Genomic DNA, 24,299 nt, shown 5'->3' on the forward strand with positions numbered 1-24,299 from the left:
ACCCCCTTACAGAATGATAATCGTGAACAGCGACAGGCAGACCGAGGCGATGATGATCCCGATGCCCAGTTTTTCCGCCGAGTCGATGTCCAGCAGATAGCCCTGATCCCAGACCAGATGCCGCAACCCCGCCAGCAGGTGATACCAGATCGCAAAGATCGACCCCAGGAACACCAGCTTGCCGAACCACGACGTCAGCACCGCGTCGGCGGTGGCAAAGGCCTCGGGCCCGGCGGCGGCGGCCACGAACCACCAGGTGATCAAAAGCCCCGCGAGGATCAGCGCGTTGCCGGTGATCCGCGTCAGGATGGAGGTCATGGAGGTCAGCTGCGGGCGATACACCTGAAGGTGCGGGCTCAGGGGTCGATTGCCCCGGTTGACGTCGGCCATGCGACGCTCCTTTCCGGTCTGGAAGTCTTGGGTCTGGTCTTCGCTCTATAGTCCTAGCGATTTCACCACCGGTGTCACGGGGTCGGAGGGTCGCAGGTCAATATTTGGCGCTAACGGTGGCGATTTGTGATCACGGTTTCGCGATGTGTGATCACAGGAACCGGCCCGAAGATCGCGGGTTGCCCCCTGACACAAGGACGGAGGCAGCAATGTCGAGCAAATCGCGCGATCAGATCTGGGACGAATGGCGGGACATGGTCAACATGGCCCCGCAAGAGATTGCAGACTGGCTGAAGACCGACGAAAGCCGATCGGTCGGATCTGATGACGGCGACGGAGAGTCGACGGGACACAAGTCCGGCAAACGGATCGTCGAGATCAAGCGCGCCAACAAGGCCGACCTGACCGAGGCCGATTGGGACCACATGGGCAAGGTCGTGGCCTACATCAAACGACACACCGCCCAGAACGGCCCGGAAGGGGACGTCGAACAGTCCGCCTGGCGCTATTCGCTGATGAACTGGGGCCACGATCCCCTGGCGGACTGACTAGCGGCGGGCCGACCGGCGCAGCGCCTTCAGCATTTCGGTGCAGAACAGGATGCGTTCGTCGCCGTGATAGTAATAGGCGTTGTCCTCGCCGCAACTGGCGACCTGCACCGGAACGGGGCGCGGCAGGGTCAGGTGCCCGTTGAGCCGGTCGATGTCCTTGGCCAACAGGCGCAGCGTCTTGCCGATTCTTTCCGGCTGTAGACTGCGACCGCCTCCGGGGGCCATGCGGGCAAGGACAGGGGCCCATGCAGCGGCCACAACCTCGGCGCGGGCGACACAGGCGTCCTCGGATTCGGCAGGCATGCCAAGCGCGCGCGCCACCGGTCCCCGCACGTCGGGCCGAAGCCCATAGTAGAGACAGATCGCATGAGCCAGCCGCTGCGGCCCGGTCATGTATTCATCCCAGGGGTCGAACAGCAGGTTTTCGGCTTCGGCCCGCGCAAGGCGGGTCGCGTCCTGCACCATGCGCCGCAGCTCCGTCTCGCTGTGCAGGCGGTGGGCCAGCAGCATCGCAAATCCGTCTGCCGCCGTCTCTTCGGGGCCGAAGGGCTGCACCTGCATCTGGTCGATCACCGCGTGCCCGACCTCATGATACAGCGTCAGCCGCAGGTTGCTGAGCACGTAGTCCGCACGAAGCGGCGTGGCCAGCAGGCAAAACAGAACGGCAAAACGCAACATCCCGCCATCAACGCGCAGCATCCGACGCGACGCAAGGGTCAGGCGGGCATCAAGGCCCAATAATCCAGGTCCAGCAGAACATCGGGCAGGTATTTCCCATCCTCGCCCCGCAGCGCCCCCGCAGCCCCGCGCGTCGCCACCAACCGCAGGCGCAGCGCGGCGATGCCGGGCCGGACCTGGGCCACGTCCAGCACCTCGGACCAGGCCCGCACGGTATCGCCCGCGAAACAGGGGTTCGCATGGGCCCCGCCATTGATCGCGATGATCATCTGCGCATTGGCCAGCCCGTTGAACGACAGCGCCCGCGCCAGGCTGATGACGTGGCCGCCATAGATCAACCGCTTGCCGTCTTCGCGGTGGGTGGCGTCGAAATGCACCTTGGCCGTGTTCTGCCACAACCGGGTGGCCAGCATATGCTCCGCCTCTTCGATCGTGGTGCCGTCGACGTGGTCGATGATCTCTCCGATGCGGTAATCGGCGGCGCGATGCCGCTCTCCGGCCAGGTCAAAGTCGTAGTGCTCGAAGGTCAGGTCTTCGGGCACGGCCAGATCGTCGATGGACACGACCTCCTCCAGGGTCGGTATGACCGCTTCGGGGGCGGCCTGCGCTTGGTCGCGCTTGCGCACCATGACCCAGCGCACATAGCTCAGCACCGGCTCGTCCATCTGATCGAAACCGGTCGTGCGGACCCAGACCACCCCTGATTTCCCATTGGAATTCTGCTTGAGGCCGATGACCTCGCTTTCGGATCGCAGGGTGTCACCGGCATAGACCGGCTTCAGGAACCGCCCCTCGGCGTAGCCCAGGTTGGCGACCGCGTTCAACGACACGTCCGGCACCGTCTTGCCGAACACCGTGTGAAACACGATCAGATCGTCCAGAGGCGCGCCGTCCATCCCACAGGTCAACGCAAAAGCGTCCGAGGACTGCAACGCGAACCGTTGCGGATAAAGCGCGTGATACAGCGCCCGCTCTCCCTCGGCAAGGGTGCGGGGGACGGCGTGACGAATCACCTCGCCCAGCGTGTAATCCTCAAAGAAGCGGCCTGCGTTGGTCTTGGTCATTGCTGTCCCAGTTTCATGTCGGGGTGATAGTCGGCGTCCACGTCCTTGGTCACCGCCTGAGCGCAGCGCATGACGCCCGCGACCGGATCATGGGCGTAGCAAGGCGATCCGTGCAGCACCCACCCCTTGGCCAGCGCATCCGTGACCTTGTGACAAAAGGCCGAGGAATCCTCGGACGTGAGCAATCGGTACAGTGTCGCCATCAGCCCAGCCCCGCAGGCGACGGGCCGACCCAGCCGTGGATCAGGAACACGACGACGAAAAGGACGAGCGCGACTGTGGCGGCCGTCACCTCTTTCTTGACGGGCACCGGATGCGCCGGGGTCCAATCGGGAACGGCCCGGTTGATCAGGGCGATTTCCGCCAGCGCCCAGATCAGCAGCCCCCCGAACAGCAGCAACGACGCGACATCCCCGTTCGCCAACAGGTGCGCCGCCGCCCAGATCGCAAAGGCAGTCAGCTGCGGGTGGCGGATAAGGCGGGTGATTCGCGTCTTCGCGCCCGAGGCGGCAAAAAGGTAGAAGGCCAGCAGAACCGCCAGATTGTTCACCGGATAGACCCAAGCCCCCAGCGCCCAAAGCAGATCGTACGGGGCCCAGCGATAGCCGAAGATCATCAGCAAGATCGACACGACCACCCCTGCGGTCACGGCCCCCTTGCCGGCCTCGCCCATGGCGGCCCGGCGGTCGGGGGCGACCCGTTTGAAGACATGCGCGCCCGCCCACAGGCCGACCCCCAGCACGATCATAAGATAGCCCATGGTTCAGCCCTCCAGCTTGGCGATTGCCTCCTGCTTGTCCAGCGTCCGGCGGGCGGTGTCCACATGCAGGTTCTCGACGATCTTGCCATCCAGCACCGCGACGCCCTGCCCTTCGGCCATTGCGGCCTCGAAGGCGGCGATCTGGCGGCGCGCCAGGTCGAGTTCGGCTTCGGTGGGGGCAAAGGCGGCATTTGCGATGGCGATCTGCGCGGGGTGGATCAGGGTCTTGCCGTCCATCCCCAGGTCGCGGCCCTGTTCGCATTCGGCGTGCAGCCCGTTGTCATCCTTGAAGGCGTTGTAGACCCCGTCGATGCAGGGAATCCCTGCCATACGCGCGGCGGCTAGGCAGGTCTGCAGCGCGAACATCATCGGCAGACGGTCGGCGCGGGTCCGACACCCCAGGTCCTTGGCCAGGTCATTCGTGCCCATGACGAATCCCCCCATGCGGGGCGCACGGGCGATTTCGGCGGCGTTCAGAATACCCTCCGGCGTTTCCATCATGGCCCAGACCGTGGCGGCAGATCCGGCGTCATCCAGTTTCTTCGCAACTGCGGCAACATCTGCGGCCCCATTTACCTTGGGCAAGAGAATCGCCTCGATATCTGCACCGGCAAAGGCATCCACGTCCTGGGCACCCCAGGCGGTATCGGCCCCGTTGACGCGCACGATCCGGGCGCGCGGGGCATAGCCACCCTGCGCCAGCGCATCGGCCAAGATGCCCCGAGCATTGACTTTTTCGTTCGGGGCGACGGCGTCTTCCAGGTCGAAGATGATCGCATCGACCGGCAGGGTTCGGGCCTTGTCGAGCGCCCGATCCTTGGATCCGGGAATATAGAGAACGGAGCGGTAGGGGCGGGCATTGGTCATGGGGGTCTCCGATATCTGCGGGGAACTTGGACCATGAGGCGCAATGTTTGGCAAGTCTCAATGCTGCATTGCGGAATTTTGTTGCGGACGCGCCTGCTGCCCTGCGGCGCGAACGGGGACATGGGCGCGTTAATCATTTGTTCGGGGGTTTGTGGCAGCCTTTCTTCATCCACGTCGAAGCCGGGCACCGTCCGGACCACCGACGACCAGAGGCCTGCCGCCCGGCTGTCTCTGGTCATCGGCAGGTCCCAGATCACGAAAGGAACGTGCCATGACCAAGACCCAGAAACTCAACGGCTCCCTGATCGGGTTGACGGTGCTTCTGCTGACGCTTCTGACCCTGCCGGCCAAGGCAAACCCACAGAACTGCGGGCCCAGGGGGACGGTCGTCGAACGGCTGTCATCGCATTTTGGCGAAACCCGGCGCGGGATCGGCCTGGCCCGACAGAATCGCGTGGTGGAGGTCTTTGCCTCCGATGCCTCCGGCAGCTGGACGATCACGATCACCCTGCCCGACGGCAACACCTGCCTCGTCGCCTCCGGTCAGGCGTGGGAGGATCGGATGGACGACCTCAGCCATCTCGCGGACATGGAATCCTAACGCCTTGCGGACGTCGGGTCCCGGTCTTGCGGCCCTGCGCGCGCGCCTCACAGTCTGGTGTTTGCGCAACCGTGCACGCGCAGCACACTTGCGCCCCCCCCGTCTCCGGGGGTAGCCCATGCGCGGACTCACGAACCGTTACACCGGAGACATATCATGGCCCGACCCAAGATCGCCCTTATCGGCGCAGGACAAATCGGCGGCACGCTCGCCCACCTCGCTGCGATCAAGGAACTGGGGGACATCGTCCTCTTCGACATCCAGGACGGCGTGCCTCAGGGCAAGGCGCTGGACATCGCCGAATCGGGCCCGGTCGAGAAATTCGACGCCAAGCTCAAAGGCTCCAGCGACTATGCCGACATCGCCGGCGCAGACGTCTGCATCGTCACCGCCGGTGTCCCGCGCAAGCCGGGCATGTCGCGCGACGACCTGCTGGGCATTAACCTGAAGGTCATGAAGGCCGTCGGCGAAGGTATCCGCGACAACGCCCCCGACGCCTTCGTCATCTGCATCACCAACCCGCTGGACGCGATGGTCTGGGCCTTGCGCGAATTCTCGGGCATGCCGCATGAAAAGGTCGTCGGCATGGCGGGCGTCCTTGACGCCGGTCGTTTCCGTCACTTCCTCGCCGAAGAATTCGACGTCTCCATGCGCGACGTCACCGCCTTTGTGCTGGGCGGCCACGGCGACACGATGGTGCCGCTGGTGCGCTATTCCACCGTTGGCGGCATCCCGCTGCCCGACCTTGTCGAAATGGGTTGGACCAGCCAGGAAAACCTGGATGCCATCGTGCAGCGCACCCGCGACGGCGGCGCAGAGATCGTGGGCCTGCTGAAGACCGGCTCTGCCTTCTACGCGCCCGCCTCTTCGGCCATCGAAATGGCCGAAGCCTACCTGAAGGACCAGAAGCGGCTGCTGCCCGCCGCTGCCTACGTGGATGGCGCGCTGGGCCTGAACGGCATGTATGTCGGCGTTCCGACCATCATCGGTGCCGGCGGGATCGAGCGGATTGTCGATATCAAGATGACCCGCGACGAGCAGGCGATGTTCGACAAGTCCGTCGACGCCGTGAAAGGCCTGGTCGAGGCCTGCAAGGGCATCGACAGCTCGCTCGCCTGATCCCAGACCGACTCACCCCTGCAGAAGCCCCGCCTTGGCGGGGCTTCTTGCGTTGGCGCTAACGGTTAACGGAGGGTTTCCAGATTTGTGATCACACATTCGCAGCCTGTGATCACACTGGCCAATTTTTCCACCGCATTCGCGGAATTCATAGCGATTTCTGTTCCCATGCCGGTTTCGTCGTGCCAGTCCGAAGGGCGACCCATGAACCGACCAGCGGGGACGCATCCGATGAACATCCACGAGTATCAGGCCAAGGCCCTTCTGCGCGACTACGGTGCCCCCGTCAGCGAAGGCGTTGCCGTGACCAAGGCCGCCGACGCCAAGAACGCCGCCGGGCAGCTTGACGGCCCGCTTTGGGTGGTCAAGGCACAGATCCATGCGGGCGGCCGCGGCAAGGGCTCCTTCAAGGAACCCGAGGCCGGTGAAAAAGGCGGCGTGCGCCTGACCAAGTCGGTCGAAGAAGCCGCGAACGAAGCCAAGGCCATGCTCGGCAACACGCTGGTCACGCATCAGACCGGCCCGGCGGGCAAGCAGGTCAACCGCATCTACATCGAAGACGGCTCCGGCATCGCGCGCGAACTGTACCTGGCCCTGCTGGTCGATCGTCAGACCAGCCGCATCGGCTTTGTCTGTTCGACCGAAGGCGGCATGGACATCGAGGAAGTCGCGGCATCGACCCCCGAAAAGATCGTCAGCTTCTCGGTCGATCCCGCCACCGGCTTCCAGCCCTACCACGGCCGCCGCGTCGCGTTTTCGCTGGGACTGGAAGGCGCGCAGATCAAGCAGTGCGTCAAACTGATGGGACAACTCTACCAGGCCTTCACCGAGAAGGACATGGAGATGCTGGAAATCAACCCGCTGATCGTGACCGACACGGGCGACCTGAAGGTGCTGGACGCCAAGGTCGGCTTCGACGGCAACGCCATCTACCGCCACAAGGACATCGCCGAGCTGCGCGACGAAACGGAAGAGGACCCCAAGGAACTCGCCGCGTCCAAGTTCGACCTGAACTACATCGCGCTGGATGGTGAAATCGGCTGCATGGTCAACGGCGCGGGCCTGGCTATGGCGACGATGGACATCATCAAGCTGTATGGTGCCGAGCCTGCAAACTTCCTGGACGTCGGCGGCGGTGCCACCGAAGAAAAGGTGACCGAAGCCTTCAAGATCATCACCTCCGACCCGCAGGTGAAGGGCATCCTGGTCAACATCTTCGGCGGCATCATGCGCTGCGACGTCATCGCCGAAGGCGTTGTCGCCGCGGTCAAACAGGTGGGCCTGAAAGTGCCGCTGGTTGTCCGGTTGGAGGGCACGAACGTCGAGCAGGGTAAGAAGATCATCAATGAATCCGGCCTCGATGTGATTGCGGCCGATGACCTGAAGGACGGCGCACAGAAGATCGTGAAGGCTGTGAAGGGGTGAGCGAACGAACCTGCCATAGGCAGGCGGACCGTCCAGTGGACGGTCCGGTTCGCGAACGGGCGGAGCCCCGGGCGCACGAACGGGCGGAGCCCCGGGCGTCTGTCCCGGCGCGCGCCCGGCGTCGTCACCATGCCCCGGCTGGCATGGTGCGGCTTTCGGCGCTTGCACTGGGGCTCGTCGCGGCCCTTCCCGCCGCCGCCAACCCCATGCGCGCCGCCGCGCTGGACGCGTTCGCGCGCAACTGCCTGTCGCCGCATCTGACGGCGACGACGGCGACGGCGAACCTCGCCCCGCACGCGCGGCACGATTTCTACGACCTGCGTCCGTTTTCGGCGGACGCGCCCTCACCGGCCCGCACGCCAGTGACACCCGGCACCGACCGCCGCTGCGAGATCGCCTTTGACGGCGACGCAGGCCCGCAGGCCGCAGAGGTCGCCGTCGGCGCCCTTGCCGCCGAGGGTATCCGCACCGAGGCCCCGCTGCCCGCCACCCACGTGACCGCGGCCCTGCCCGGCACCACGCTGCTGGCCGCGCGCTTTCTCAACCCGAACCGCGTGGCTGTTGTGCACACCGGCACCCGCCCCGGCCCGAATGGCCCCGAAACCTTTCTGAGCGTCGAACGTCTGACACCCGAGGCCAGCGCCGAGGTGTCCCGATGATCCGTGCCGTCGCCCTTCTGACGCTGGCCGTGCTGGCGGGATGCGTGTCGAACACCGCGCCGGTTCAGACCTCTGCCGCGTTCCGCGCCACCGCATCGGAGCGCATCCAGTTCGCGCTGGAGGCGGTGTGCCTGAACAACACCACCCGCGCCGCGCAAAACCGGGCCGCGCGCAGCCTGGGCTTTCCGATTGCGGAACGCGAGGGCGCATCGACCGTCTACGTCAACCCGACGACCCTGACCTTTCTGCGGATCGGCCCCGCGCCGGACCAGTTCATCACAACCGAAGCCGGGCGGCTTGCCTATCGCGGGTCCGGCTGTTCGGTCGGCTCGCCCGCCGTGGGTATCCAGGGGGCCAATGCGATTTCCGGTCGGGTGCTGGCCGCACGGCTTGCGGATGGCACCGACCTGCTGAACCGCCCGGTCAGCGCCGGAACCAATGAACTTGGCGGGGCCGGGTTCTTCTTCGAGGACCTCTCGGTCACGCTGCCCATCGCCGATACCACCTTCACCAACGAACAGACGGGCGAGAGCGAGACGATCTCGCACCCCGTCATCCTGATCATTCACAGATAAAGACCGCGCAGCCGCGCAATACGGAGACAGACATGGCCATTCTCATCGACAAAGATACCAAGGTGATCTGCCAGGGCTTCACCGGCTCTCAGGGGACGTTCCACTCCGAGCAGGCGATCGCCTACGGCACCCAGATGGTCGGCGGTGTCACGCCCGGCAAGGGCGGTCAGTCACACCTGAACCTGCCGGTCTTCGACAGCTGCCACGAGGCGGTGGAAAAGACCGGGGCCAATGCCTCTGTCATCTACGTCCCGCCCCCCTTTGCCGCCGATTCCATCCTGGAGGCGATCGACGCCGAAATCCCGCTGGTCGTCTGCATCACCGAGGGCATCCCGGTTCTCGACATGATGAAGGTCAAGCGCGCGCTGGACGGGTCGTCGACCCGCCTGATCGGGCCGAACTGCCCCGGCGTGATCACGCCCGACGCCTGCAAGATCGGCATCATGCCCGGCCACATCCACAAACGTGGGTCGGTGGGCGTCGTGTCCCGCTCGGGCACCCTGACCTATGAGGCGGTCAAGCAGACCACCGACATGGGGCTCGGCCAATCCACCGCCGTCGGCATCGGCGGCGACCCGATCAAGGGAACCGAGCATATCGACGTGCTGGAAATGTTCCTGGCCGACCCGGAAACCCATTCGATCATCATGATCGGTGAGATCGGCGGCACCGCCGAGGAAGAGGCCGCGCAATTCCTGGCCGACGAGAAAAAGGCCGGCCGCTGGAAGCCGACCGCCGGGTTCATCGCCGGCCGCACCGCCCCTCCGGGCCGCCGCATGGGCCACGCAGGCGCCATCGTCGCGGGTGGCAAGGGCGATGCCGAGTCCAAGATCGAGGCCATGCGCAGCGCGGGCATCGTCGTGGCCGACAGCCCGGCCACCCTGGGCGAGGCCGTGAAAGAAGCGATCGGCTGATGCGCCGCGCGGGCGCCATCGCGCTGACCCTGGCCCTCACCCTTTCGGGTGGGTTGGTCCGGGCTGCCGAGGTGCCCGACGCCTGCCTGATCCCCGCGACCGACCTGGACATGACCCTGGCCGGTCTGGAACGCGCGGGCTGGCAGGTGGTGCCGGGCGGAACCCTGCCGCCCGAGGTGGCGGAACTGCTCGTCTGGTCCTACGCCACACAGTACCTGACCGGCGATTCCGGGGGTGAACCGCTCGACAGCATCCTGACCCTGCAACGGCGCACGGTCGAGGGGCTGGCGCGCAAGCGCGACATCCCCACCAGCAAAACCCGGCTCTTGCAGCGTGACGGGGCCGCGCTTGCGGTCTTCTGGCGCGTTCCGGAGGCTGGCATGATGGAGCTTCAGTGTCGCGGTGCCATGCTGGAGGCGGGGGCGGACGTCCCCGATACCGTCATCGGCACACTCGCCCGCCAGGAAGTCGACGGCGGGGCAATCATGATCCTGCCGCTGGATGCCGCCGCCCTGACCGCCGAGATCGGCGGCCTCGCGACCGTGCCCACCGCTGTTCTCGATAGCTACATTCGTTTCGAAGGGGAGCCGTCGCTGTGATCCGTGCCGCTGTACTTGCCCTGACGCTTGCCGCGCCCGCCGCGGCGCAAGGCGTGCCCCTGCCCGATCCGATGCAGCCCTGCATCGCCGACCATTTCGACCCCGCCCGCTATCGCGCCGAGCTGGAGGCGATCGGCTGGACCTTCATTCCCGCCATGAACCGCGCCGCCCAGACCGACCGTCTGGCCCGTGCCTTCGCCGCGTTGTCCGTGCCCGAAGGCACCGCGCCCGAGGACATGCTGGCCGAGGCGCGCCTGCTCTGGGTCGACCGGTCCGAGGAATCGATGATCTTCGACGGCGGCGGCCAGACCCTGATGATATCCGGCGTCGCCGAGAGCGAGATCGGAACCCGTGCCGTGATCTGCTACGTGGCGCTGCTGACTGCATCCGACCTGGACCCCGCGTTCGAGGCGGCCCGCCTGCGCGATGCCACCGGCCTGCAGGACGACGCGACGCAGATCTTTTCGACAACCTACGCCGAGGTGCGGCCCGACCAGGATGTCACCGTCACCTTTGCGCGCCCCAATCCCGACCGCTCGGATCCCACGCGGCTCGCCTCCACCCCCGCAGGACTGGCCACGCGCCTCGACCTGCCCGCCCTGCCCGAGTGACGCAAATGGAAAATTCCCTGATGCTCCGAAATTGCATTACGCCTGTCACACATAAGCGGTTGGTTATGTCTTCAATTTTCAGCATCACGGCTGAGATGGGGTGCGCGGAGTACTCTGAATGTTAGTGTCGCATCCTTATCAATTTATCTATCTCAAGACCAGCAAGACTGCTGGCACCTCAATTGAAATGGCTCTGCAAGGGGCGGCTTTCAATCAGGATCCGGACCAGGTGAAAGCCGCCACACACGCGCAAGTCGGAGTTCGAGGCGTCATTGGGAGGAGAATGATATTCAACCTCTCAAGCAAAGAGACCGCCGCAGACAAGATCTGGCTACCGCATATGTCGGCTGCGGACCTGTTCGACAGGGTTGGAGAACGAATTTGGAATAGATACGACAAAGTCGCATCCGTTCGGAACCCGTTTGACCGAATGGTGTCCAATTTCCATTGGCGCCGGACAGTTCGCCACGAAATCAAGGGTCATAAGGTCTCGACCAGAGAAATCGCTGAAAGCGGATTCGACGAAATTCGCTCCGAGTTCCGTGATTTTATTATGTCCAATGACGCCATCGTGGATGGAGAAACCGTCATGTTGAATGGTAAGTTTTGCATCACTAAAGCGATTAGATATGAACACCTGCGCGAGGATTTGATACGTGTCGCCAAGGAACTTGAACTGGACGAAAACCGACTGAGAATTCCGGAAACGCTTGTCAGTAAACATCTACGACATGGCCATTCGGTCGCAGACTATTACGATCAAAGCACGGTTGAACAAGTCAAGAAGAGAATGTTCTGGGCGTTTGAGAAATTCGGCTATCCAGAAAAGCCAGGCGATCAGTGATACAGTTGACACCCCCGATTGATGGCAAAGACTACTTTGGCCTTAAAAAATGCCCCCAAGTGACCGCTCGATGACCCAAGTTTCCGCCCCCGCCCTTCAAGAGGTGATCGCATGACCGACCAATCCGACAACGACGTTTTCCACTCCACGTCCTTCATGCAGGGGCATAACGCGGAATACCTCGAACAGATGTATGCCCGTTACGCCACCGACCCCGGTGCGGTCGATGACAGCTGGCGGCAGTTCTTCGAGGCGCTGGCCGACGACAAGGAGGCCGCCCGCGCCGAGGCGGCAGGCCCGTCCTGGGCGCGCCGTGATTGGCCGCCGCAGCCTGCCGACGACCTGACCGCCGCCCTGACGGGCGAATGGCCTGCAGAGCCGGTCGAGAAAAAGGCCGCTGGCGACAAGATCAAGGCCAAGGCCGAGGCGGCGGGCGTGTCGATCACCGACGACCAGCTGCGCCGCGCCGTGCTCGACAGTATCCGTGCGCTGATGCTGATCCGGGCCTACCGGATCCGGGGCCACCTGGCCGCCGACCTGGACCCGTTGGGCATGCGCGACGACAGCGCCCATCCCGAACTGGACCCGCAGTCCTACGGCTTCGAAGAGGCCGACATGGACCGGCCCATCTTCATCGACAAGGTGCTGGGCCTCGAAGTGGCGACCATGCGCCAGATCGTCGAGATCGTGAAGCGCACCTACTGCGGCACCTTCGCGCTGCAGTACATGCATATCTCCGACCCCGAGCAATCGTCCTGGCTGAAGGAGCGGATCGAGGGTCTCGGCAAGGAGATCGAGTTCACCCAGAACGGGCGTCGCGCGATCCTCAACAAGCTGGTCGAGGCCGAGGGCTTTGAGAAATACCTGCACGTCAAGTACATGGGCACCAAGCGGTTCGGCCTGGACGGCGGCGAGGCGCTGATCCCAGCGATGGAACAGATCATCAAGCGCGGCGGTCAGCTGGGGCTCGAAGACATCGTCATCGGCATGCCCCACCGGGGCCGCCTGTCGGTTCTGGCGAACGTCATGCAGAAACCCTACAAGGCGATCTTCAACGAATTCCAGGGCGGCAGCTTCAAGCCCGAGGACGTCGACGGCTCGGGGGATGTGAAATACCACCTGGGGGCCTCGTCCGACCGGGAATTCGACGGCAACTCGGTGCACCTGTCGCTGACCGCGAACCCGTCCCACCTGGAGGCGGTGAACCCCGTCGTCCTGGGCAAGGTCCGCGCCAAGCAGGATCAGCTGGGCGATGAGGCCCGGACCCGCGTGGCGGGCCTGTTGCTGCACGGGGACGCGGCCTTTGCGGGTCAGGGCGTCGTGGCCGAATGTTTCGCCCTGTCGGGCGTGCGCGGCCACAAGACCGGTGGCACGATCCACATCGTCGTCAACAACCAGATCGGCTTCACGACCGCGCCGCACTTCTCGCGTTCGTCGCCCTATCCGACGGACAACGCCCTGGTGGTCGAAGCCCCGATCTTCCACGTCAACGGCGACGATCCCGAAGCGGTGGTCCACGCCGCCCGCGTCGCGATCGAATTCCGCCAGAAATTCGGCAAGGACGTCGTTCTCGACATCTTCTGCTACCGTCGTTTCGGCCATAACGAGGGCGACGAGCCCATGTTCACCAACCCGGTGATGTACAAGCGCATCAAGGGCCACAAGACGACGCTCAGCCTCTATACCGAACGCCTGGTCAAGGACGGCCTGATCCCCGAGGGCGAGATCGAGGACATGAAGGCCGCGTTCCAGGACCGCATGGCCCAGGAATTCGAGGCCGGGAAGGACTACAAGCCCAACAAGGCCGACTGGCTGGACGGGCGCTGGTCCCATCTGGATCGGCGCGACGCCGAGGAATACGTCCGCGGCGAGACCTCCATCCCCGAAGACACCTTTGACGAGGTGGGCCGCGCCCTGACCTCGGCCCCCGCTGATTTTCCGATGCACAAGACGGTCACCCGCCTGCTGGACGCCAAGTCGAAGATGTTCGAAAGCGGCGAAGGCTTCGATTGGGCCACCGCCGAGGCCCTGGCCTTCGGGTCGCTTCTGACCGAGAACTACAAGGTGCGTCTGGCCGGTCAGGACAGCACGCGCGGCACCTTCAGCCAGCGGCACTCCGGCTTCGTCAACCAGGAGACGGAAGAGCGGTACTACCCCCTCAACCACATCCGCGAAGGCCAGGCCCAGTACGAGGTCATCGACTCCGCGCTGTCGGAATATGCGGTCCTGGGCTTCGAATACGGCTATTCGCTGGCGGAACCCAACGCGCTGACCATGTGGGAGGCGCAGTTCGGCGATTTCGCCAATGGCGCGCAGATCATGTTCGATCAGTTCATCAGCTCGGGCGAATCGAAATGGCTGCGGATGTCGGGCCTGGTCTGCCTGCTGCCCCATGGCTTCGAAGGTCAGGGGCCGGAACACTCCTCGGCGCGTCTGGAACGGTTCCTGCAAATGTGCGGGTCGGACAACTGGATCGTGGCCAACTGCACGACGCCGTCGAACTACTTCCACATCCTGCGCCGTCAGCTGCACCGCGATTTCCGCAAACCGCTGATCCTGATGACGCCCAAATCGTTGCTGCGGCACAAGATGGCGGTCTCGACCAAGGCGGAATTCACCACCGGCAGCAGCTTCCACCGGGTGCTGTGGGACGATGCCCAACAGGGCAACTCCGAGACGACGCTGGTGGCCGACGACAAGATCAAGCGCGTCGTCGTCTGTTCGGGCAAGGTCTACTACGATCTGCTGGAGGAACGCGACGCGCGTGGTTTGACCGACGTGTATATCCTGCGGCTGGAACAGTTCTATCCGTTCCCCGCGCTGTCGATGGTCAACGAACTCAGCCGCTTCAAGCAGGCCGAAGTCGTCTGGTGCCAGGAAGAGCCCAAGAACCAGGGCGCATGGACCTTTGTGGAGCCCAACATCGAATGGGTCCTGACCCGCATCGGGGCCACCCACCCACGCCCGCAATACGTGGGCCGCGCGGCCTCTGCCTCGCCCGCCACCGGCCTCGCCAGCCAGCACAAAGCACAACAAGCCGCGCTCGTGAACGAAGCGCTGACCGTGGAGTAAATCATGTCCGTAGAAGTCAAAGTCCCTACCTTGGGCGAATCCGTGACCGAGGCCACCGTCGCCACCTGGTTCAAACAGCCGGGCGATGCGGTCGCTGTCGATGAAATGCTCTGCGAGCTGGAAACCGACAAGGTAACGGTCGAGGTCCCCTCCCCCGCCGCAGGCACCTTGGGTGAAATCGTCGCGAACGAAGGCGACACCGTGGGCGTCGACGCCCTGCTGGCCACCATCTCCGAGGGCGAAGGGGCGGCCCCCGCCCCCAAGGCCGCCAAGACAGAGGCCCCCGCCAAGGACGCCCCCACCGAGGATGCGGGCGGCCAGGAGGTCCCCGTCATGGTCCCCGCCCTGGGCGAGAGCGTGACCGAGGCCACCGTCGCCACCTGGTTCAAGTCCGAAGGCGATGCGGTCGCCGCCGATGAAATGCTCTGCGAGTTGGAAACCGACAAGGTCTCCGTCGAGGTGCCCGCCCCCGCCGCCGGCACCCTGACCAAGATCCTGCACATGGAAGGCGCCACGATCGAGGCCGGCGGTCAGCTGGCCGTCATATCGTCCGGTGCGGGTGCCGCGGCAGCCGCGCCCGCCTCCGACACGCCCGCCGCCGCCGCACCTGCGGCCAGCCCGTCCAAGGGCGATGTCGAAAACGCCCCCTCGGCCAACAAGCTGATGGCGGAAATGGGTCTGTCCGACGCGCAGGTCACCGGCACCGGCCGCGACGGCCGCATCATGAAGGAAGACGTGCTCAAGGCCGTCTCCTCCGGCACCTCTGCCCCGGCCCCGGCCCCGGCGCCGACCGCCCCGGCCCCCCGCGCCCCCGTCGCCGCCAGCGATGACGCGCGCGAAGAACGGGTGAAGATGACCCGCCTGCGCCAGACCATCGCGCGCCGCCTCAAGGACAGCCAGAACACCGCCGCGATGCTCACGACCTACAACGAGGTCGACATGAAGGCGGTCATGGACCTGCGCTCCGAATACAAGGACCTGTTCCTCAAGAAGCACGGCGTGAAGCTGGGCTTCATGTCCTTCTTCACCAAGGCCTGCGTGCACGCCCTCAAAGAGGTGCCCGAGGTCAACGCAGAGATCGACGGCACCGACATCGTCTACAAGAACTTCGTCCACATGGGCATTGCGGCGGGTACGCCCACCGGCCTGGTCGTGCCGGTCATCCGCGACGCCGACGCCATGTCCTTCGCCGAGATCGAAAAGGCCATCGCAGAAAAGGGCGCCAAGGCCCGCGACGGCAAGCTGTCGATGGCCGAGATGCAGGGCGGCACCTTCACCATCTCCAACGGCGGGGTCTATGGCTCGCTCATGTCCTCGCCCATCCTGAACCCGCCGCAGTCGGGCATCCTGGGCATGCACAAGATCCAGGACCGCCCCATGGTCGTCGGCGGCGAGATCGTGATTCGCCCGATGATGTATCTGGCGCTCAGCTACGATCACCGCATCGTCGACGGCAAAGGGGCCGTGACCTTCCTCGTGCGCGTGAAAGAGGCGCTGGAGGATCCGCGCCGGTTGCTGATGGACTTGTAAACCCAGCGTCCAGCGTAGGGTGGGTGAAACCCACCGCCCCGATCATGTGTTTTCCTCCCATGATGGTGGGTTGCACCCACCCTACGCACCCCAAAGACCGGAGCCCCCATGAACCTCCTCGCCCACCTCGCCCCCGCCGACGACGACACCTGGAAACGGGATTTCGACGCCACCGCCGTACAACGGATGCAGGCGGGGATGACGGTGTTGCAGCTCTGGCGGCAGGCGGATGGGCCGGGGGTCACCGCCCTTTTCGAGGTCAACGACCGCAAGAAGGCACAGGCCTGGTTCGACCGTGAAACCGCCACCAGCCCCGCGATCGAGGCCAATTTTCTGAGGACTGCCTGACATGACCCCCACCCGCCGCGCCATCGCCTTCTGGCTGATCCGGGTCGCCATCGCGGTGATCCTCGTGCTCGTGCTGCAGGCGTGGCAGGGGCCGGACCCGATCCTGTGGTATCTGGCGGCGGGTTATGCGGTGCTGTCGGCGGTCACGACCGCGATCCTGATCCGGCGGAACGGATGATCCTGCTGCGCGCCCTCCCCCTGCTGCTGCTGGCCACGGCGGCGCAGGCCGGGGTCGATGGGCCGCTGCCCGCGGGAAACCCCGCTGGCCAGCGCCTGATCGAGGCCGCCGCCGACGTCTGCACCACCGAGGATGCCGGCGACCTGATCGTCGAGGACGGTGCCTATACGGCCGCCGACCTGGACGGCGATGGGGATGAGGACCTCGTGATCTCTTTCGATCATGTCTTCTGTCAGTTCAACGCCGCCCGCTGGGCCGGGACCGCCGGGACCCCCAAGCATTTCATCCTGGACGGCACCACCGCGCAGGAGGTCTGGGGCGGCGACTGGCAAACCGTCGACGTGCCCCCCTTTGCCGACGATCCCACCGTCACCGAACGCCTGATCCTGGTGCCCGTCCACGGCGGCCAATGCGATGGCTACGGGGCACAGCCATGCTGGCGCGTGCTGTCCACGTTCGACGGCGGGTTTTCGACCCTGCCGCTGGTGACGGAATGACACCGGAACTCACCGTCCTTGCGCTGGCGATCCTGTTGCAGGCGGCACAGTTCGCCGCTTATTCCATCCGCGCCAATCTGGACGTCGGGCCGGGTTATGCGATGTCGGCGCGCGACCGCGACCCGTCGCGTCCGCTGTCGGATCTGGGCGGCCGCCTGCAACGGGCGCTGACCAACCACTTTGAGGGGCTGACCCTGTTCGCCCCCGCCGCCCTGCTGGTTGCCGTCTCGGGGCAATCCACCCCTTTCACCGCCGCCTGCGCCTGGGTCTACCTGGTCGCGCGGGTCCTTTATGTTCCGGCCTACGCTTTCGGGTGGCGGCCGGGACGCTCGCTCATCTGGTTCGCGGGGTTCCTCGCGACCATATCAATGGTAATCTCGACGCTAATCTGATCCGCGCCACGTCGGACCCGCATCCGACGTGGATCACCCGCTGATCACCCATGGAATATTCGACCGGAGGCATCATGGCCCAATACGACGTCATCATCATCGGAAGCGGCCCGGGCGGCTATGTCTGCGCCATCCGCTGCGCACAGCTGGGCCTGAAAACGGCCGTGGTCGAAGGCCGCGAGACGCTGGGCGGCACCTGCCTGAACGTCGGCTGCATCCCGTCAAAGGCCATGCTGCACGCCACCCACCAGCTGCACGAGGCGGAGCATAACTTCGCCAAGATGGGCCTGATGGGCAACGCCCCCGCCGTCGACTGGAAACAGATGCTGTCGTACAAGCAGGACACCATCGACACCAATACCAAGGGCATCGAATTTCTGTTCAAAAAGAACAAGATCGACTGGCTGAAGGGGTGGGGATCGATCCCCGCTGCGGGTCAGGTCAAGGTCGGTGACGAGGTTCACGAGGCCAAGCACATCATCGTTGCGTCGGGTTCCGAGGCGGCGAATGTGCCGGGCGCCGAGGTGGAGATCGACGAAAAGATCATCGTCACTTCGACCGGTGCCCTGGAACTCGACAGCATTCCCGGATCCATGGTTGTCGTGGGCGGTGGTGTGATCGGGCTGGAACTGGGGTCCGTCTACGCGCGCCTGGGCACCAAGGTGACGGTGGTGGAATACCTCGATCAGATCACGCCGGGCCAGGATGGCGAGGTTGCGAAAACGTTCCAGAAGATGCTGAAAAAGCAGGGGCTTAAATTTGTCACCGGAGCCGCCGTGTCCAAGGTTGTGGCGGGCGACGGCGGGGCGGTTGTCGACTATACTCTGCGCCGCGACGACAGCGCCAAACAGATCGAAGCCGATGTCGTTCTGGTCGCCACGGGGCGCAAACCCTATGTCACGGGCCTGGGCCTGGACGGGCTTGGGATCGAGATGACAAAGCGTGGCCAGATCGCGGTCGATCACCGCTATAACACCTCGGTCAAGGGCATCTACGCCATCGGCGACGTGATCGAAGGCCCGATGCTGGCCCACAAGGCCGAGGATGAGGGCATGGCCCTGGCCGAGATCCTGGCCGGACAGGCGGGACACGTGAACTACGACGTGATCCCCGGTGTCATCTACACCCACCCCGAGGTCGGGTCGGTCGGCGCCACCGAAGAACAGCTGAAGGCGGAGGGACGCGCCTACAAGGTCGGAAAATTCACCTTCATGGGCAACGCCCGCGCCAAGGCCGTGTTCGCCGGTGACGGTTTCGTCAAGATGATCGCCGACGCCGAAACGGACCGGATCCTGGGCTGTCACGTGATCGGCCCGATGGCGGGCGACCTGATCCACGAGGTCTGCGTTGCGATGGAATTCGGGGCCGCAGCCGAAGATCTGGCCCGCACCTGCCATGCGCACCCGACCTTTAGCGAGGCGATGCGCGAGGCCGCCCTGGCCTGCGGGGACGGGGCGATTCACGCCTGACGCCGCCCCGCGTGCGACAGGAATACCGACAATTTGCCATGATTGAGCGGCAGGAGGTTCCAACTCCTGCCGCTTTTTCATGGTGAACAGGGCAGGTCCAATACCTTTAACGGTGCCCCCATGTTTCGGTCCAGCTTTCCTGTTCTCACGGCCTGTTTCTCGCCGCTGCTTCTGTTGTCTGCGCCCGTGAAGGCCGACATCGACCCTGTCGCGCCGCATCAGCATTTCCTGCCAACCGCCGTGATCGAGGCCTTCGGCAAGCTGAACCTTCTGCCTTGGGTCGCGGGCCTGTTTGCCCTTGGGGCGGTTGCCTTGCTGGCAACCCACCGCCTGCGGCTGCGGAGACGGACCTTGCGGCGGGAGATCATGGGCCTGAAGGACGGCCCGCGTTTCCGGGTCGTCGACGCGATGGCCCACGCCACCTGGCGCAAGGGCAAGATCGACCCGGACCGCCTGAAGCGCGCCCACGAAGTCGCGCGCAACACCACCAAGATGGATTTCGACATCGACCATATTCGCGAGGTGGCGCACCGCGCCGACCGCGTGATCTTTCCCGGGACGTTCCACTATCTGGGCGACAATCTGAACGAGGCCGAAAAGTTGGTCGTCTTCAACGCCGCCGTGTCGGTGATGCTGGCCTCGGGCCCGCTCAGCCCGATTGACCGGTCGCACCTGAAGACGATGGCGTCTGGCCTGCGGCTGCGCCGATCCGACCTGCGCGACCTGCGTAAGCTGATCCCGGCCTGACCCTCAGGTCGCCAGCAGACGCAGTCCCTGGGTCACATCCGCCCGCACCGCCAGTCGCAGCCCCGGCTCGTCCCCGGCGCGCAGGGCCGCCACGATCAGGCGATGGTTCTTCGGCAGTTCGGTGCGGTTCAGCCGCCCGTACAGCGATCGCATCGTCGGTCCGAGTTGCAGCCAGACCGTTTCGACCATCGCCAGCATCGCGGGCGCTTGGGCGCGCAGGTAAAACGTGCGGTGGAACTCAAGATTGGTGCGGATGTAGCCAGAGGCGTCGTGCTTGGCGATCTGCTCGGCGATGGATTGGTTGATCGTCTCCAACCGGTCGATCAGGGCCAGGTGCGCCCGTGGCAGGGCCCGCACGGCCAGCTCCGGCTCCAACAGGGACCGCAGCGCGGCCAATTCCTCGATCCGTTCGTTCGACAGCGCAGGCGTGGTCACACGGCCCGAGGTCGACAGCGACAGCGCGCCTTCGGCGACCAGCCTGCGCATCGCCTCGCGGGCGGGGGTCATCGACACGCCGTAGTCCCGCCCGATCCCGCGCAGGGTAAGCGGCTCGCCGGGCCCCAGCTCTCCATGCATGATGCGCGTGCGCAGCGACCGATACAGTCGATCATGCGCCGCACCGGCACCATCGGGTTTTGGGGTCAGTAACATGGGCCAAGTGTCCCTGCCCTGCGGCAGAGGTCAACTGGCGATTCGCGCCGTCTCAGTCGAAGTGCACGGCATGCAGCGCCGCCCCTTGCCTGCGCAGCCAGTCGCGCCGGGGCGCGTAGTCGGGCATCAGAACAGCAACCTGGCCCCAGAACCGGGCCGAATGATCCATGTGGCGCAGATGCGCGACCTCGTGGGCGGCGACGTAGTCCAGTACCTCCGGCGGGGCCATGATCAACCGCCAGGAAAACATCAGATCCCCGCGCGACGAACAGCTGCCCCACCGCGACCGCGTATCGCGAAGCGTCATCTTGGCCGGCGCCTTGCCCAGAACATCCGCATAGCGATCAACAGCCGCCGCCAGATGGGTGCGGGCCAACGCCTTCAGGAGCGCTTTGACACGCGGTCCCGCGCGGGCGTCGTCGGCCACGGCAATCGCCTGGCCCGTATAGCGGGCCGCGCGACCAGGACCCGCGACAATCGGCACCTCCGCCCCCAAGAGCGGCAAGGTCGCCCCCACCGCGACCCCGCGCGGCAAAGGCGCGGCGGCGACGTTTCGGGCGATCCAGCCGGCCTGCTGCGCGACGAACAGCTCCGCCTCCGACACGGGCATGGCCGTGGGCATCGACAGGGTGACCCGTCCGTCAGACCGCCCGACCCGCAGCGACATCCGGCGCACACGCGCCGACCGGCGCAGCGCGACCGCAAGGCCGGGGTGGCCCGGAACGGCCAAAGTCTCTGCCATGTGGTCCCTGCCCTTCCCTGAGGGGCTTGCCACGCGTTTTCCGCTGTGGCATGCGACCCCATTCCCCTGCCCGGCAACCGTGCCGGCGCGACATGAAGGAACCGACATGCCCAAGGAAGAATGGGGCGTCAAGCGGGTCTGCCCGACGACCGGCAAGCGCTTCTATGACCTCAACCGTGATCCCGTCGTCAGCCCCTATACGGGCGAAGTCGTGAACGTCGAAACCAGCAACAAGACGCGCGTGCTGGCGGCTGACAAGGACGACGTGGACGCCAAGCCGAAGGACGACGAAGACATCCTGCTGGATGACGACGACGTCGATATCGAAGAAGAAGACGTGACGGACGACGATGACGACGTCCTGGACGACGACGACGAGGACACCGTCTCGCTCGATGAAATCGCCGATGTGGGCGACGACAAGGACGACGACTAAGACGACGCACGGCGCAGCATTTTTCCGCTTGCGCCGTGCGGGCCGCTCCCTTAGGACGCGGCACAGGTTAGGGGCCTTAGCTCAGTTGGTAGAGCGCTTGCATGGCATGCAAGAGGTCAGGGGTTCGACTCCCCTAGGCTCCACCATTTCTCATCCATTCCCGACACTCCCTCGGACGGTCCGTGCAGCCCGTCAGCGTTCGCGTCGATTGGCCGGATCCATCGATGCCGCCAACGGATGCCATGAAGACCGTCAGGGAAACGGTTTAGACGATCCGATCCACCTGACGGATCGATACGCCTCGCGACCGATGCCGTGCCCTTGTCGAGGGTCGCTTCGGGATCGTGTGCTGCTTGCGCCCCGTCTTCGGGGCACCGACGGACAGGCGTTTGGGACAAGCGTCGTGCAGTGACTTTGCAGCGCCAGATCCTTATTCCAGATGGAAAACTTCTGCCATCGAGGCCCACCACTCCCCTGCATCACGCGACTCGAGCGGCACCTGCATCGGGCCACACAGTTTCCACCAATCTTTGGTGGCCTCATCTGTGCCGATGGCCGCCATGTCGGCGTCAAAGTCGGTGCCGGTGTATTCCCAATAGCTGAACATGATGTTTTCCGGCTCGCGCAGAAAGATCGAGTAATTGGTGATGTTCGATCTGCGCAGACGATCCAGGACGGCAGGCCAGACATCGGCGTGCAATGCCTTGTAGTCTGCAATCGTCTCGGGCTTCAGCCCTATGATCATGCCCATGCGTTCAGCCATTGGTCTTCTTTCCTGCTAGATCCGGTAAAAACGTTGCGCCGTCAGGCCCAGGATGTCGGCCTGTTCACGGGCCGAATACGGCGCAATCAGATCGCGGACGAACGCGATCCAGGTCGCGTAGTCACTGGCAAGATTGACCACCGGCCAGTCGCTGCCAAACATCACGCGGGCGGGGCCGAAAGCGTCCAGCACATGCTGCGTGAAGGGCATCAGATCCGCGGAGGTCCACGCCGGGCCCGCTTCGGTTGTCAGGCCCGACAGCTTGCACTGGACGGTCTTGCACGCCGCAAGCGTGGCAATGCCCGCGCACCAGTCCGGGTCGGGGCGCAAGCCGCCACCCATCACGGGCTTGGCGATATGATCGACCACAATGGGCAGGTGCGGATGTCGGGCTGCAAGGTCTGCGATCACGGGCAGGTGGCGGGGCTGGATCAGGGCGTCGAAACACAGGCCCGTCCGCGCCATATGCGCCAACGCCGGCTGTGCCGCATCCTGCAGGATCCAGTTCGTATCCGGGATGCCTTGCAACATGGGTCGCAAACCCTTCAGCGCGGGATGCGCGCGCAGCAACTCGATTGTGGCGATGGCATCCGGTGCGGTCAGATCGACCCAGCCCACGACGCCGGCGACAAAATCCGTAGCCTCGGCGATCTGCAGCAGAAACTGCGTCTCGGCCACGGAATCGGTCGCCTGCACGAGAACGGTCCTTGAAACGCCCGCTTCCGTCAGCAGGGGGCGCAGATCACCCGGCGTGAAATCGCGAAAGATCGGCGCGACGCTGTCGTTGGGCCAATCGTAGTCCCCGCGCGCCAAAGTCCAGAAATGCTGATGCGCGTCGATGATCATGTCCGGCTCATGCAATCAATTCCGCCGTGCGCAGGTCATCCCAGAGGGCGGCGGGAATCTGCGACCGGAACTGTGTGACATTGCGCAGCAACGATCCGGGTTTGGACGTGCCGATCAGGGTCGAGACAACGTGGTCGTCGCGCGCGGGATACTGAATCGCGGCGGCAGCCATCGGCACGTCGTGGCGGGTACAGATCGCCTCGATCTCGGCCACGCGTGACAGGACCTTGGGCGGGGCGGGGGCATAGTTGTATTGCGCGCCCGCCACCGGGCCGGTCGCCAGGATGCCGGAATTGAAGACCCCGCCGATCACCAGTTTCGCACCATAACGGTCCAGCAGCGGAAACAACCGGTCCCGCGCCGTCTGCTCTAGCAGCGTGTAGCGCCCGGCCAGCAGAATCAGGTCGATCTCCATCTGACCCAGCAGGTCTTCGCAGATCTCGACGGTGTTCACCCCCAGGCCGACCGCCGAAACGACGCCTTGTTCCTTGAGCGCGCGCAAGGCCTTGGCACCGCTGTCGCGCAACTGGGCCCGGTGGTGCGCGGTGTCCGTGCCGGCACCCGGATCGCCGATGTCATGGACAAACAGGATATCGATCCGGTTCAGGCCCAACCGTTGAAAGCTGTCCTCGACCGAGCGCATGATGGCGTCATAGCCAAAGTCGAAATGCTGCTTGAGCGGCAGGGCGCTGTGAAATCCGTTGACCACGGCGGGCGGGTTGCGGTCGGGCGTCAGGATGCGTCCGACCTTGGTCGACAGGATCCAGTCGGATTTGTCCCGCAGGAAATCGCCCAACCGATGTTCAGACGCGCCATTGCCGTAGTGCGGGGCGGTATCGAAATACCGGATCCCGGCGTCCCAGGCGCTTTGCAGCACCTCGTGGGCGGCCTCGGAGGTGACGGGCGCGTAGAGCCCGCCGATGCTGGCGGTTCCAAAGGACAGGGTGTGGTCAGGTGTCAGGATCATGGTG

The 24,299-nt window shown here is 64.8% G+C and carries 30 protein-coding genes and 1 tRNA gene; 20 read left to right on the top strand and 11 right to left on the bottom strand.

Going from position 1 to position 24,299, the window contains the following annotated elements; all coding sequences use genetic code 11:
* Positions 1–6: 6 nt before the first annotated feature.
* Positions 7–390: a succinate dehydrogenase, cytochrome b556 subunit gene (sdhC, locus tag K3551_RS01520; protein ID WP_259917115.1), complete on the bottom strand. Its 384-nt coding sequence runs from the start codon at positions 388–390 to the stop codon at positions 7–9.
* A 209-nt stretch (positions 391–599) separates the two neighbouring features.
* Between sdhC and K3551_RS01525 the strand changes: the two genes are divergently transcribed.
* The gene (locus tag K3551_RS01525; protein WP_259917117.1) at positions 600–938 is read left to right on the top strand and encodes a DUF3140 domain-containing protein; all 339 of its coding nucleotides are present in this window, start codon (positions 600–602) and stop codon (positions 936–938) included.
* On the opposite strand, the gene K3551_RS01530 is transcribed toward K3551_RS01525, so the two are convergent.
* From K3551_RS01530 to K3551_RS01550, 5 genes are read right to left on the bottom strand one after another with little or no spacing between them, the layout of a single operon-like run.
* Positions 939–1,619 (bottom strand): DUF4344 domain-containing metallopeptidase, encoded by a 681-nt coding sequence (locus tag K3551_RS01530; protein WP_259917119.1) that lies wholly within the window; start codon positions 1,617–1,619, stop codon positions 939–941.
* A gap of 38 nt (positions 1,620–1,657) precedes the next feature.
* Positions 1,658–2,683 (bottom strand): MaoC family dehydratase, encoded by a 1,026-nt coding sequence (locus K3551_RS01535; RefSeq protein WP_259917120.1) that lies wholly within the window; start codon positions 2,681–2,683, stop codon positions 1,658–1,660.
* A complete protein-coding gene (locus K3551_RS01540; RefSeq protein WP_259917122.1) occupies positions 2,680–2,886 on the bottom strand; it encodes a DUF1737 domain-containing protein in 207 nt (68 codons plus the stop codon). The genes K3551_RS01535 and K3551_RS01540 overlap by 4 nt, the downstream gene beginning before the upstream one ends.
* Positions 2,886–3,443, bottom strand: coding sequence for an NnrU family protein (locus K3551_RS01545; protein WP_259917124.1), 558 nt, complete (start codon positions 3,441–3,443; stop codon positions 2,886–2,888). The genes K3551_RS01540 and K3551_RS01545 overlap by 1 nt, the downstream gene beginning before the upstream one ends.
* Positions 3,444–3,446: 3 nt before the next feature.
* Positions 3,447–4,310: a CoA ester lyase gene (locus K3551_RS01550; RefSeq protein ID WP_259917125.1), complete on the bottom strand. Its 864-nt coding sequence runs from the start codon at positions 4,308–4,310 to the stop codon at positions 3,447–3,449.
* 271 nt (positions 4,311–4,581) lie between these two features.
* Between K3551_RS01550 and K3551_RS01555 the strand changes: the two genes are divergently transcribed.
* From K3551_RS01555 to K3551_RS01635, 17 genes are all read left to right on the top strand, one after another.
* On the top strand, positions 4,582–4,911 hold the full coding sequence (locus K3551_RS01555; protein ID WP_259917127.1) for a hypothetical protein: 330 nt from the start codon (positions 4,582–4,584) through the stop codon (positions 4,909–4,911).
* 156 nt (positions 4,912–5,067) lie between these two features.
* Positions 5,068–6,030 (top strand): malate dehydrogenase, encoded by a 963-nt coding sequence (gene mdh / locus K3551_RS01560; RefSeq protein WP_259917129.1) that lies wholly within the window; start codon positions 5,068–5,070, stop codon positions 6,028–6,030.
* Between the two features lie 231 nt (positions 6,031–6,261).
* Entirely contained in the window at positions 6,262–7,455 is a 1,194-nt protein-coding gene (gene sucC, locus K3551_RS01565; RefSeq protein ID WP_259919410.1) for an ADP-forming succinate--CoA ligase subunit beta, read from the top strand.
* A 143-nt stretch (positions 7,456–7,598) separates the two neighbouring features.
* On the top strand, positions 7,599–8,114 hold the full coding sequence (locus K3551_RS01570; protein ID WP_259917131.1) for a succinyl-CoA synthetase subunit beta: 516 nt from the start codon (positions 7,599–7,601) through the stop codon (positions 8,112–8,114).
* Positions 8,111–8,689: a hypothetical protein gene (locus tag K3551_RS01575; RefSeq protein WP_259917133.1), complete on the top strand. Its 579-nt coding sequence runs from the start codon at positions 8,111–8,113 to the stop codon at positions 8,687–8,689. Before K3551_RS01570 ends, K3551_RS01575 begins: the two co-directional genes overlap by 4 nt.
* Positions 8,690–8,721: 32 nt before the next feature.
* Positions 8,722–9,603 carry a succinate--CoA ligase subunit alpha gene (gene sucD, locus K3551_RS01580; protein WP_259917135.1) on the top strand — a complete coding sequence of 294 codons (882 nt, stop codon included), beginning with the start codon at positions 8,722–8,724 and terminating at the stop codon, positions 9,601–9,603.
* Positions 9,603–10,202, top strand: a complete 600-nt coding sequence (locus K3551_RS01585; RefSeq protein WP_259917137.1) for a hypothetical protein — start codon at positions 9,603–9,605, stop codon at positions 10,200–10,202. The genes sucD and K3551_RS01585 overlap by 1 nt, the downstream gene beginning before the upstream one ends.
* The gene (locus K3551_RS01590; RefSeq protein WP_259917138.1) at positions 10,199–10,813 is read left to right on the top strand and encodes a hypothetical protein; all 615 of its coding nucleotides are present in this window, start codon (positions 10,199–10,201) and stop codon (positions 10,811–10,813) included. The genes K3551_RS01585 and K3551_RS01590 overlap by 4 nt, the downstream gene beginning before the upstream one ends.
* 118 nt (positions 10,814–10,931) lie before the next feature.
* Positions 10,932–11,657 carry a sulfotransferase family protein gene (locus K3551_RS01595; protein WP_259917140.1) on the top strand — a complete coding sequence of 242 codons (726 nt, stop codon included), beginning with the start codon at positions 10,932–10,934 and terminating at the stop codon, positions 11,655–11,657.
* A gap of 111 nt (positions 11,658–11,768) precedes the next feature.
* Complete coding sequence (locus tag K3551_RS01600) at positions 11,769–14,729, top strand: 2-oxoglutarate dehydrogenase E1 component (RefSeq protein ID WP_259917141.1); 2,961 nt, start codon at positions 11,769–11,771, stop codon at positions 14,727–14,729.
* Positions 14,730–14,732: 3 nt separating this feature from the next.
* Complete coding sequence (gene odhB / locus K3551_RS01605; protein ID WP_259917143.1) at positions 14,733–16,259, top strand: 2-oxoglutarate dehydrogenase complex dihydrolipoyllysine-residue succinyltransferase; 1,527 nt, start codon at positions 14,733–14,735, stop codon at positions 16,257–16,259.
* 108 nt (positions 16,260–16,367) lie between these two features.
* Positions 16,368–16,607: a DUF3303 family protein gene (locus K3551_RS01610; protein ID WP_259917144.1), complete on the top strand. Its 240-nt coding sequence runs from the start codon at positions 16,368–16,370 to the stop codon at positions 16,605–16,607.
* 1 nt (position 16,608) lies between these two features.
* Positions 16,609–16,785, top strand: a complete 177-nt coding sequence (locus tag K3551_RS01615; protein ID WP_259917146.1) for a hypothetical protein — start codon at positions 16,609–16,611, stop codon at positions 16,783–16,785.
* Complete coding sequence (locus tag K3551_RS01620; protein WP_259917147.1) at positions 16,782–17,282, top strand: hypothetical protein; 501 nt, start codon at positions 16,782–16,784, stop codon at positions 17,280–17,282. Before K3551_RS01615 ends, K3551_RS01620 begins: the two co-directional genes overlap by 4 nt.
* Positions 17,279–17,674 carry an MAPEG family protein gene (locus K3551_RS01625; protein WP_259917148.1) on the top strand — a complete coding sequence of 132 codons (396 nt, stop codon included), beginning with the start codon at positions 17,279–17,281 and terminating at the stop codon, positions 17,672–17,674. The genes K3551_RS01620 and K3551_RS01625 overlap by 4 nt, the downstream gene beginning before the upstream one ends.
* A gap of 74 nt (positions 17,675–17,748) precedes the next feature.
* A complete protein-coding gene (gene lpdA, locus K3551_RS01630) occupies positions 17,749–19,143 on the top strand; it encodes a dihydrolipoyl dehydrogenase (RefSeq protein WP_259917149.1) in 1,395 nt (464 codons plus the stop codon).
* A 120-nt stretch (positions 19,144–19,263) separates the two neighbouring features.
* On the top strand, positions 19,264–19,890 hold the full coding sequence (locus K3551_RS01635; protein WP_259917151.1) for a hypothetical protein: 627 nt from the start codon (positions 19,264–19,266) through the stop codon (positions 19,888–19,890).
* Between the two features lie 3 nt (positions 19,891–19,893).
* Here K3551_RS01635 and K3551_RS01640 read toward each other — a convergent pair whose 3' ends face one another.
* Positions 19,894–20,541, bottom strand: a complete 648-nt coding sequence (locus K3551_RS01640) for a GntR family transcriptional regulator (protein WP_259917152.1) — start codon at positions 20,539–20,541, stop codon at positions 19,894–19,896.
* Positions 20,542–20,593: 52 nt separating this feature from the next.
* Positions 20,594–21,283 (bottom strand): M48 family metallopeptidase, encoded by a 690-nt coding sequence (locus K3551_RS01645; protein WP_259917154.1) that lies wholly within the window; start codon positions 21,281–21,283, stop codon positions 20,594–20,596.
* Between the two features lie 106 nt (positions 21,284–21,389).
* Between K3551_RS01645 and K3551_RS01650 the strand changes: the two genes are divergently transcribed.
* Both K3551_RS01650 and K3551_RS01655 read left to right on the top strand, forming a co-directional pair.
* Positions 21,390–21,719 (top strand): TIGR02300 family protein, encoded by a 330-nt coding sequence (locus K3551_RS01650; protein ID WP_259917155.1) that lies wholly within the window; start codon positions 21,390–21,392, stop codon positions 21,717–21,719.
* A 70-nt stretch (positions 21,720–21,789) separates the two neighbouring features.
* A tRNA-Ala gene (locus tag K3551_RS01655) sits at positions 21,790–21,865 on the top strand.
* A gap of 284 nt (positions 21,866–22,149) precedes the next feature.
* Here K3551_RS01655 and K3551_RS01660 read toward each other — a convergent pair.
* The 3 genes from K3551_RS01660 to K3551_RS01670 are packed head-to-tail and all read right to left on the bottom strand — an operon-like array spanning position 22,150 to position 24,295.
* Positions 22,150–22,482 (bottom strand): L-rhamnose mutarotase, encoded by a 333-nt coding sequence (locus tag K3551_RS01660; protein WP_259917156.1) that lies wholly within the window; start codon positions 22,480–22,482, stop codon positions 22,150–22,152.
* Between the two features lie 15 nt (positions 22,483–22,497).
* On the bottom strand, positions 22,498–23,328 hold the full coding sequence (locus K3551_RS01665) for an amidohydrolase (protein WP_259917157.1): 831 nt from the start codon (positions 23,326–23,328) through the stop codon (positions 22,498–22,500).
* 7 nt (positions 23,329–23,335) lie between these two features.
* Positions 23,336–24,295 carry an aldo/keto reductase gene (locus K3551_RS01670; RefSeq protein WP_259917158.1) on the bottom strand — a complete coding sequence of 320 codons (960 nt, stop codon included), beginning with the start codon at positions 24,293–24,295 and terminating at the stop codon, positions 23,336–23,338.
* Positions 24,296–24,299: the final 4 nt, after the last annotated feature.

The sequence above is a fragment of the Jannaschia sp. M317 genome, assembly GCF_025141175.1.
Lineage (GTDB): Bacteria > Pseudomonadota > Alphaproteobacteria > Rhodobacterales > Rhodobacteraceae > Jannaschia.